General features: G+C 69.2%; 7 protein-coding genes. 2 read left to right on the forward strand and 5 right to left on the reverse strand.

What is annotated here, in order from left to right; translation table 11 throughout:
- Positions 1-1,097, forward strand: a 1,097-nt coding sequence (locus VPH61_RS15510; RefSeq protein ID WP_332064416.1) for an FGGY family carbohydrate kinase, incomplete at its 5' end; no start/stop codon positions are given.
- Positions 1,098-1,274: 177 nt separating this feature from the next.
- Here VPH61_RS15510 and VPH61_RS15515 read toward each other — a convergent pair.
- The 5 genes from VPH61_RS15515 to VPH61_RS15535 all read right to left on the reverse strand — a co-directional run bounded on the left by VPH61_RS15515 (position 1,275) and on the right by VPH61_RS15535 (position 5,825).
- Positions 1,275-2,027, reverse strand: a complete 753-nt coding sequence (locus VPH61_RS15515; protein WP_332064417.1) for an HAD family hydrolase — start codon at positions 2,025-2,027, stop codon at positions 1,275-1,277.
- Positions 2,024-2,599: a GNAT family N-acetyltransferase gene (locus VPH61_RS15520; RefSeq protein WP_332064418.1), complete on the reverse strand. Its 576-nt coding sequence runs from the start codon at positions 2,597-2,599 to the stop codon at positions 2,024-2,026. The genes VPH61_RS15515 and VPH61_RS15520 overlap by 4 nt, the downstream gene beginning before the upstream one ends.
- Before the next feature lie 2 nt (positions 2,600-2,601).
- The gene (gene trpS / locus VPH61_RS15525; protein WP_332064419.1) at positions 2,602-3,615 is read right to left on the reverse strand and encodes a tryptophan--tRNA ligase; all 1,014 of its coding nucleotides are present in this window, start codon (positions 3,613-3,615) and stop codon (positions 2,602-2,604) included.
- 41 nt (positions 3,616-3,656) lie between these two features.
- On the reverse strand, positions 3,657-4,496 hold the full coding sequence (locus VPH61_RS15530) for an exodeoxyribonuclease III (RefSeq protein WP_332064420.1): 840 nt from the start codon (positions 4,494-4,496) through the stop codon (positions 3,657-3,659).
- A gap of 78 nt (positions 4,497-4,574) precedes the next feature.
- Positions 4,575-5,825 (reverse strand): YhjD/YihY/BrkB family envelope integrity protein, encoded by a 1,251-nt coding sequence (locus tag VPH61_RS15535; RefSeq protein WP_332064421.1) that lies wholly within the window; start codon positions 5,823-5,825, stop codon positions 4,575-4,577.
- Positions 5,826-6,140: 315 nt separating this feature from the next.
- On the opposite strand from VPH61_RS15535, the gene VPH61_RS15540 reads away from it, so the two are divergent.
- Positions 6,141-8,153 (forward strand): DUF7927 domain-containing protein, encoded by a 2,013-nt coding sequence (locus VPH61_RS15540; protein ID WP_332064422.1) that lies wholly within the window; start codon positions 6,141-6,143, stop codon positions 8,151-8,153.
- Positions 8,154-8,421 lie beyond the last annotated feature (268 nt).

An 8,421-nucleotide genomic window follows, 5' to 3' on the forward strand; every position in this document is an offset into this window, starting at 1 on the left:
TCGTGTGGATCCTCGAGAACGTCGAGGGTGCGCGCGCGAAGGCCGAGGCCGGCGACCTGCTGTTCGGCACGACCGACTCCTGGGTGCTGTGGAACCTCACGGGCGGCGTGGATGGGGGCGTGCACGCGACGGATGTCACGAACGCCTCGCGCACCATGTTCATGGACCTCGAGACGCTCAACTGGGACGACGACATCCTGGCCGCGTTCGGCGTGCCGAAGTCGATGCTGCCCGAGATCAAGTCGTCCTCCGAGATCTACGGCATGGCGAACGAGCACTCGCTGCTCCGCGAGACCCCCATCTCGGGCATCCTCGGCGACCAGCAGGCCGCGACGTTCGGCCAGGCCGCGTTCGAGACCGGCGAGGCGAAGAACACGTACGGCACGGGCAACTTCCTGATCTTCAACACGGGCGAGGAGATCGTCCACTCGAAGAACGGCCTGCTCACGACCGTCGGCTACAAGCTCGGCGACCAGCCGGTGCACTACGCGCTCGAGGGCTCGATCGCGGTCACCGGTTCGCTCATCCAGTGGCTGCGCGACAACCTCGGCCTCATCTCCTTGGCCGCAGAGGTCGAAGAGCTCGCGAAGTCGGTCGACGACAACGGCGGCGCCTACTTCGTCCCCGCATTCTCGGGCCTCTTCGCGCCGTACTGGCGCCCCGACGCCCGCGGCGCGCTCGTCGGCCTGACCCGCTACGTGAACAAGGGACACATCGCCCGAGCGGCCCTCGAAGCCATCGCGTTCCAGACCCGCGACGTCATCGAGGCCGTGAACGCCGACGCCGGGGTCGACCTCACCGAGCTCCGCGTCGACGGCGGAGCCACCGCCAACGACACGCTGCTGCAGTTCCAGGCCGACATCCTCGGTGTTCCGGTCGTGCGCCCGGTCGTCGCCGAGACCACCGCGCTCGGTGCGGCGTATGCGGCAGGTCTCGCGGTCGGCTTCTGGTCGAGCCTCGACGAGCTGCGGGCCAACTGGCAGGAGGACAAGCGCTGGACCCCGTCGATGGACGAGGCCGAGCGCGCACGCCTCGACCGGAACTGGAAGAAGGCCGTCACGAAGACCCTCGACTGGGTCGACGACGACGTCGTCTGATGGTCGGCCGGGTGTCCGCGAGCTGAGGAGCTCGCGGACACACGGCGACCCGATGGCGGCACGATCGACCGTGCCGAAGTACGGTTGAGGAGCGGGGCCGGGCGCATGGGGGTGCGCCCGGCCCCATCTCGTTCCCCAGAGGATCGCGGCCCGCGCGCACTCGCGCCGACGAATCGGTCAGTCGACGAGGAGCGGCCCGAGCAGGCCGGGCAGCTCGGCGAGCGTGGTGATCTCGAGCACAGCGGATGTCGCGGTGCCGGGTGAGCGGGCATCGCCGGTGCGGTTCAGCCACACCCCGACGAGGCCGGCGTCGACCGCACCGACCGCGTCGGTCTCGAAGCGGTCACCGATGTACGCGGCTCGGCCGGCGACGGTACCCGCACCGAATCGCTCGAGCGCGAGGCGGAAGATCTCGGCATCGGGCTTCGTCACGCCGACGTCGCCCGAGGCGATGACGTGCTCGAAGCGATCGCGAATGCCGAGCCGCTCGAGCTTGGCGAGCTGGAAATCGAGTTCGCCGTTCGTGATGACGCCGAACCGCGCGTGCGGCAGCGCTCGTGCAAGGGCGTCGAGTGCGGGCAGCGCGTCGTCGTGCAGCGACCACGACTCCCGGTAACGCTCGAAGTAGCGATCGAACCAGGCACCGGCGGCGAGTTCGTCGAGCTCATCACCGTGGGCGATCGCGAAGTCGCGGGCACGCGCCCTGCGTTGGCCCTCGAAGGTCAGCCGACCCGCGAGGTAGGAGTGGTAGTGCTCCTCTTCAAGGTCGTGCCAGAGCCCCGACGCCGCGGCGACATCGCCCACGTATGCCAGCTCGCGCATGTGCAGAGTGATGCCGGCGATGACCGCCGCGCGGTGTGCCATGAGGGTGTCGTCGAGGTCGAACAGCACGACCGGCCCGGTCGCCTCCGAGGCAGTGGAGCCGCTCATGCCTCGCTGCCGAGGATCGGGTCCCAACTGGCGAACGCGTCGGTCTCGATGGGGGAACGCCGCTCGGCGTGCCACGCCGGCAGCGTTCGTCCGTCGCGACCAGGCACGGTGGCGATGCGGGGAGTGATGCGCCGGAATCCCGCGGCGCGCGCGACATGCGCCGACGCACGGTTGCCCTCGTTCGCACGCCAGAGCAATGACTCGGCACCGCGCACGCCGCCGCCGAGCGCCCACTCGCTGACCGCCGTCAACGCCTCGGCCATGAGCGCCTCGCCGCGGTGCTCTGCGCCGAGCCAGAACCCGATCTCGTTGCCGCGGCGGAGGCCGATGACGCCGAGGAGCGGAGCACCCTCGGAACGGCGGATCGCCCAGGCCAATTCGTCTTCAGACTCCCACGCGGCTGGTACATACTCCGTGAGGAATGCTCGCGCATGCTCCATCGTGTATGGCCACGGGGTCGTCAGGTACTTGAGGAACAACGGGTCGGCGCAATAGTGCGCCACGAGCTCGGCATCGGCCCCGGTGGGCAGGTCGAGCACGAGGCGTTCAGTGCGGAGCGCGACGGGCAGCATGGTCAGCGTGCGCGCCGGAGGAACCCGATGCGGTCGTAGACCGTCGCGAGCGTGGCCTCGGCGACCGCACTCGCACGGTCGGCGTTGACGGCGAGCAGTCGGTCGAGCTCGGCCGGGTCGTCGAGCAGCTCGAGGACCCGGGTACGGATCGGCTCGAACTCGCTCACGACGACCTCGGCCAGCGCCTTCTTGAAGTCGCCGTAGCCGCGGCCCGCGAACTCCTGCTCGATGTCGCCGATGGTGCGACCCGAGAGCACGGAGAAGATCGTCAGCAGGTTCGAGACGCCCGGCTTGTGCTCGCGATCGAAGCGCACCTCGCCGTCGGTGTCGGTCACGGCGCGCATGATCTTCTTCGCGGTGACCGCGGGCTCGTCGAGCAGCCACAGGATGCCGGCCGGCGTCTCACCCGACTTCGACATCTTCGACGTCGGGTTCTGGAGGTCGTAGATGCGCGCCGTCTCGCGCTGAATGGCCGGTTCGGGCAGCACGAAGGTGTCGGCCCCGAACCGTGCGTTGAAGCGGGTCGCGAGGTCGCGGGTGAGCTCGACGTGCTGCTTCTGGTCGTCGCCGACGGGCACGATCTCGGTCTGGTACAGCAGGATGTCGGCGGCCATGAGCACGGGGTAGGCGAAGAGACCGACGCTCGTGGCGTCGGCGCCCTGCTTCTGCGACTTGTCCTTGAACTGCGTCATGCGCCCGGCTTCGCCGAAGCCGGTGATGGTGTTGAGCACCCACGCGAGCTCGGCGTGCGCGGGCACGTGCGACTGCACGTAGAGCGTCGAGCTCGACGGGTCGATGCCCGCCGCGATGTACTGCGCCGCCGTGCGGCGGGTCTTCTCACGCAGCTCGGCGGGGTCTTGCGCCACGGTGATGGCGTGCATGTCGACGACCGAGAAGAAGGCGTCGTGCGTCGACTGCAGTTCCTTCCACTGGAGGAGGGCTCCGATGTAATTGCCCGCGTGGAGTGAGTCGGCGGAGGGCTGCATGCCCGAGTAGAGGCGGGGCTTCTGCGTCATTTGGGAGTTCCTTCGAAGAGTTGCGGCCGCAGGGCGGCAGGTCAGATGGCGTAGTCGACGACCACGGGAGCGTGGTCGGACCATCGCGTGTCCCAGGAGTCGGCGCGATCGATCACGTACGCGACCGCGGCATCGGCCAGGGCGGGAGTCGCGAGCTGGTAGTCGATGCGCCAGCCGGTGTCGGTGTCGAACGCCTTGCCTCGTTGCGACCACCACGTGTACGGGCCGTCGACCTCGCCGGCGAAGCGGCGGCCGAGATCGACCCAGCCGAGTCCGGCGCCGGCGTTGTAATCGGCGTCGCCCTCGGCGCCGACGAAGCGATCGAAGTAGGCGCGCTCCTCTGGCAGGAAGCCGGCGCGCTTCACGTTGCCCTTCCAGTTCTTGATGTCGAGGGTGCGGTGGCCGACGTTGAGGTCGCCCACGATCACCGCGAGCTCGGAGTGCTCGGCGAGCCGCGGCATCCGCTCGATCATCGCGTCGAGGAATTTGTACTTCTCGACCTGCTTCGGGGTGTCGACCACACCCGAGTGCACGTACGCCGAGACGACCGTGACGATGCGATCGCCGACCTCGTAGTCGGCTTCGAGCCAGCGGCCCGCACTGTCGAAGTCGGCGGCGCCGAGCTCGACCCGGTGGATGCTCGCGCGGTTGCGGCTCGCGATCGCGACCCCCGCCCGCCCCTTGGCCGTGGCCGGGTCGTGCAGGATGTCCCACTCGTCGCCGAGGAGACCCTGCAGGTCTTCGGTCGAGGCGCGCACCTCTTGCAGCGCGAGGATGTCGACATCACGTGCGGCGAGCCAGTCGCCCATGCCCTTTCGGAATGCTGCACGCACTCCGTTGACGTTGACGCTGGCCAGACGGAGGGGCTTCGCTGAGGGCATGGATCGATCCTACGGGAGCCCTCGGACACGGTCTCGCCGGCCTGGATCGATCGGTTCGATCGAGGCTCCGGCACCGCCTCACCGCGCGATCGGCGCCGTCGTCGCCTCGAGATCGGCGAGTTCGAGTTCGGCCTTGGCGAGTCGGCGCCTGGCCGAGATCCGCCCGATCCAGTTCGCGTTCTCGAACTCGTGCCGGGCCTCGCGCACCCGCACCTGCGCGGCCGTCACGAGCGCGCGCTCCTCACGCTCGCGCTGCTCGGCGGCGAGCTGCTCGGGCGTCACCATGCGAAGCGATTCATGAGCATCGGATGCCTCGACGGCGATCCAGCTCGCGGCGACCAGGATCACGATGCTCGTGAGCCGGAACCAGAGGAGCAGACCGATGAAAACCGTGAAGGTCGCGAGTAGGGGATTCGTGGTCGAGTGCGACAGCAGGGTGCCGCCGAGCACCTGGAGCACGGAGAGCGCGGCGGAGCCGAGCAGCGAGCCGACCCACATGCGATGCCACGGCATGGCCGCTCCGGAGAGGAAGCGGAACATCACGGCGAGGGCGAGCGTGTCGATGACGAAGACGACGAGGAGCGTGCCGCCCTGCACGAGGAATCCCGACCAACCCGACGTCGTCGGCAGGCCCATCAGATCGAACACCCACGTGAGGAACGACGTGGTCGCGACCGAGAGCACTGTGGCGAGCAGCAGGATCGCGCCGAAGCCGAAGCCGGCGAGGAAGTCGCGGGCCTTGAGGAGGGCGTAGGCGCGGCGGTCCTTCGGAAGTCCGAAGATGCTGCGCACCGCCATGCGCGAGTAGGTGATCCATCCGATCGCCGTCCAGATCAAGCCCGCGAGGGCGATCGCGCCCGTCCAGCCGAAGAGGCTCGTGCTCGCCGAAGCGATCTGCACGAGGTCCTCGGTCGAGATGATGCCGTTGTCGCCGATGAGGCCCGGCGCGTAGGTGTTGAGCAGGGCCACGAATGCCGTGAGGGTCGCATCGTTGCCCGTGAGCCAGATGCCGAAGACGGCGAACACGACGTAGATCGCGGCGAAGAGCGCGAAGAGGCCCTGGTAGCTCATGCCCGACGAGAGGATGAAGCCGTTGCGGTCGAGGAAGTGCCGCCAGACGCGCACCGGAAACAGGGCGAGCGTCTTCTGAGTGAGCGTGCTGACGGTGCTGATCGGCTGCTCGAACCGGTCGCGGATCGGCTGGCTCATCGCCTCGAACCGCTCTCTGGCCGAGGGGGAGGGGTTGTCGAGGTCGAGCGGGTCGCGGGCGGCGTGCTCGTCGAGCGTCTCCCGATGGTGGTGTGGGGATCCCGACCCGCGCTCGTTCACGCTCCAACCCTAGCGACGGCGGCCCGAGCACCGGCGTCGAAGCGGATTGGCGCACTGCCCAGCCGCAGCTGAGCCGGTGCGCCACGTTCGGGGGGCATTTCATGAGGAATACTTGCCTTGACGGTCGGCGGCGGCGCAAACTGGCGCCAACTGACGCGAGCGGGCATCCCGATGCCACGCGGCGGCAGGCACGAACCCGACCCGATTCCCGAGCCGGCTCCCAAACCCGAATCTGGAGCTGTCATGAACCGACACAGCACTGACCTGCCCGCTCCCAACCGAGTCCCGCGTCGCGATCTCACTCGACGCGTTCGGATGGGGCCGATCGCCGTGCTCCTCGCCGCCGCGATGGTCGCCTTCGGGGCGCCGTCGATGGCCGCCGCAGAGGAGACGGCGTCGCCCGAGGTCGCCGTCGCGGCCGTCGCTGAGGCGCCTGCGGCCGAGCCAGCCGCGCCCGAACCTGCACCCGCCGAAGAGCCCGCACCGGCTGAAGAACCGGTTCCGGCGCCCGAGCCCGCCCCGGAACCGGTCGTCGAGCCCGAGCCGGCAGCCGAGCCCGAGCCCGCGGTCGAGCCCGAATCGGCCCCGCCGCCCGCCCCCGAGGCAGCGGCCGCAGCGCCGGCCGCCGAGGGGCCGGTCGCTGCGGCGGCCAGCGCGCCGGTGAGTGCCGCCGTGTTCGACCCGAACATCGAGTCCGGGAACGCGCTGACAGAGTGCACGAGCGCGGGCTTCGACTTCGGTGTGAAGCTCGACACCGGGTCTCCGGGCACCTACGTCTACGATGACGGGCCATGGGAGCCGGACGACCTGCCGCTCGAGCTCGAAGTGACGATCGAAGATGACATGAAGTCGTTCTCCTTCGTGGCAGACCCGTCGGTCGACGGAATCCTCGTGAAGACGGGTGGCGGCTACATCGTGCTCCCCGGCGGCACGTCGGGTTCGCACGATGATGTCGACGATCAGGACATCAGCCACCTCACCTTCTGCTACGACAACGAACCCCCGCCCCCGCCGACCCTGTTCCTCGAGCCCGTTGCCTGCCCGCCCGGTGGAGCCGCGACCCGCGACCTCGAGGCCACGGCCACCGGCATCGTGGTCGGCGAGGACTACGAACTGACGGTCTACGTCTCCGGTACCGATGACGTCGTAGCCGACCTGACCTTCACGGCCGGGTCCGGCACCTTCGAGGGCGAGTTCGAACCGCTGCCGCCGGGAAGCTACGACGTCGTGCTGCACCTTGTGGGCGCCGACCCGTCGACCGACGTCGAGGCGACGGTCGTGCTCGGAGCGTGCCCGCCCCCGCCGGAGCCTGGATGGGAGCTTGAGAAGAGCTCCGACCCTGCTGACGGCGAGACCGTCGAGGGCGGCGACGTGATCACGTATTACCTCGACGCGGAGAACACCTCGGAGGTCGAGGTCACCGGTGCTCAGGCGTTCGACGACATCACCGACGTGCTCGACAACGCGACGCTGCTCGAACTCGGTCCGGGCCTCGAGCAGGACGGGAACACGCTGACGTGGACGCTGCCGGCACTGGATCCGGGCGAGACGGCCCAGGCTTGGTACACGGTGCAGGTCGACGAGGACGTCGTGGGTGAGTTGCTCCACAACGTGGTCGAGCCCTCGGAAGGCGGCGAATGCCCGCCTTCAGAGGATGAGAACGGCTCGTGCGTCGTCGACCATCCCGTGAAGTCGATCGGTCTCGATGGGCAGGCGATCTGCGTCAACGACACCCCGTTGTTCAGCTACGCCATCACGCCGTACAACATCGACGACCCCGCCGCCAACCCGATCGTGCTGATCTGGTGGACGCCGGAGGCCTTCGCCGCGCGCGACCCGTCGATCCCGGCGGATGACATCGCGGCCATCCTCGCCGACGGAGCCTCCCAGGTCGATCCGATCGCCTACCCCGACGGGTGGTCGAGCGGCGAGACGATCTCGGGTGAGCGGCTCTGGCCCGGTGCGGCGGTCGACTCCGAAGGGAACCCGACCGATTGGCCCGGGTGGACGCTGCTGCCCGACGGCACGTGGGTCCTCGACCCGAGCGCTCCGTTCTACGACCTGCGCTCCGAGGCCGTCGTCGAGATCCGCATCAACCCGACGAACGACACGATCGCGGTCTACCCGCCGCCGACGCCGAACTGCAACGCGGCGCCGCCGCAGAACCCGCCGGCCACTCCGCCGGGCAGCAGGCCGGCCGGCGCATCTCCGGCCGCACTCGCCTCGTCGGGCAGTGACGCGCTCGCCATGATGCCGGCGGCCGTGCTCCTCCTGCTGGTGGGCGGAACGGCACTCGGATTCGGCGCTCGGCGCCGGCTCCGGGCCTGAGGTCGATCCGACCTCGCAGCGATCGACAGACGGATGCCGCGGCTCGCGTGAGTCGCGGCATCCGTCTGTCATCGCATCGCCGAAGAGCAGCCGAACCGCCGAACGAACGTCCCGTTCACCCCCTGTTTTGGTGTCATCCCGAGGGTTCCTCGCGAACAGCCGCGGTGCCAGACTGGCGACGAGTCCGATTACCCACGGATTCTCGGAGGTCGTACCCGCGTCCTCCGTGGCCCGGTCGCCCGGGTCGGAAGCACAGCCGAGTGCGGCG

The organism is Agromyces sp. CCNWLW203, assembly GCF_036576125.1.
Classification (GTDB): Bacteria; Actinomycetota; Actinomycetes; order Actinomycetales; family Microbacteriaceae; genus Agromyces.

Bases quoted from the DNA above. Each gene is read 5' to 3' on its own strand.
- VPH61_RS15515 (WP_332064417.1), bottom strand. From the start codon at position 2,027: ATGAGCGGCTCCACTGCCTCGGAGGCGACCGGGCCGGTCGTGCTGTTC.
- VPH61_RS15520 (WP_332064418.1), bottom strand. From the start codon at position 2,599: ATGCTGCCCGTCGCGCTCCGCACTGAACGCCTCGTGCTCGACCTGCCC.
- trpS (WP_332064419.1), bottom strand. From the start codon at position 3,615: ATGACGCAGAAGCCCCGCCTCTACTCGGGCATGCAGCCCTCCGCCGAC.
- VPH61_RS15530 (WP_332064420.1), bottom strand. From the start codon at position 4,496: ATGCCCTCAGCGAAGCCCCTCCGTCTGGCCAGCGTCAACGTCAACGGA.
- VPH61_RS15540 (WP_332064422.1), top strand. From the start codon at position 6,141: ATGGGGCCGATCGCCGTGCTCCTCGCCGCCGCGATGGTCGCCTTCGGG.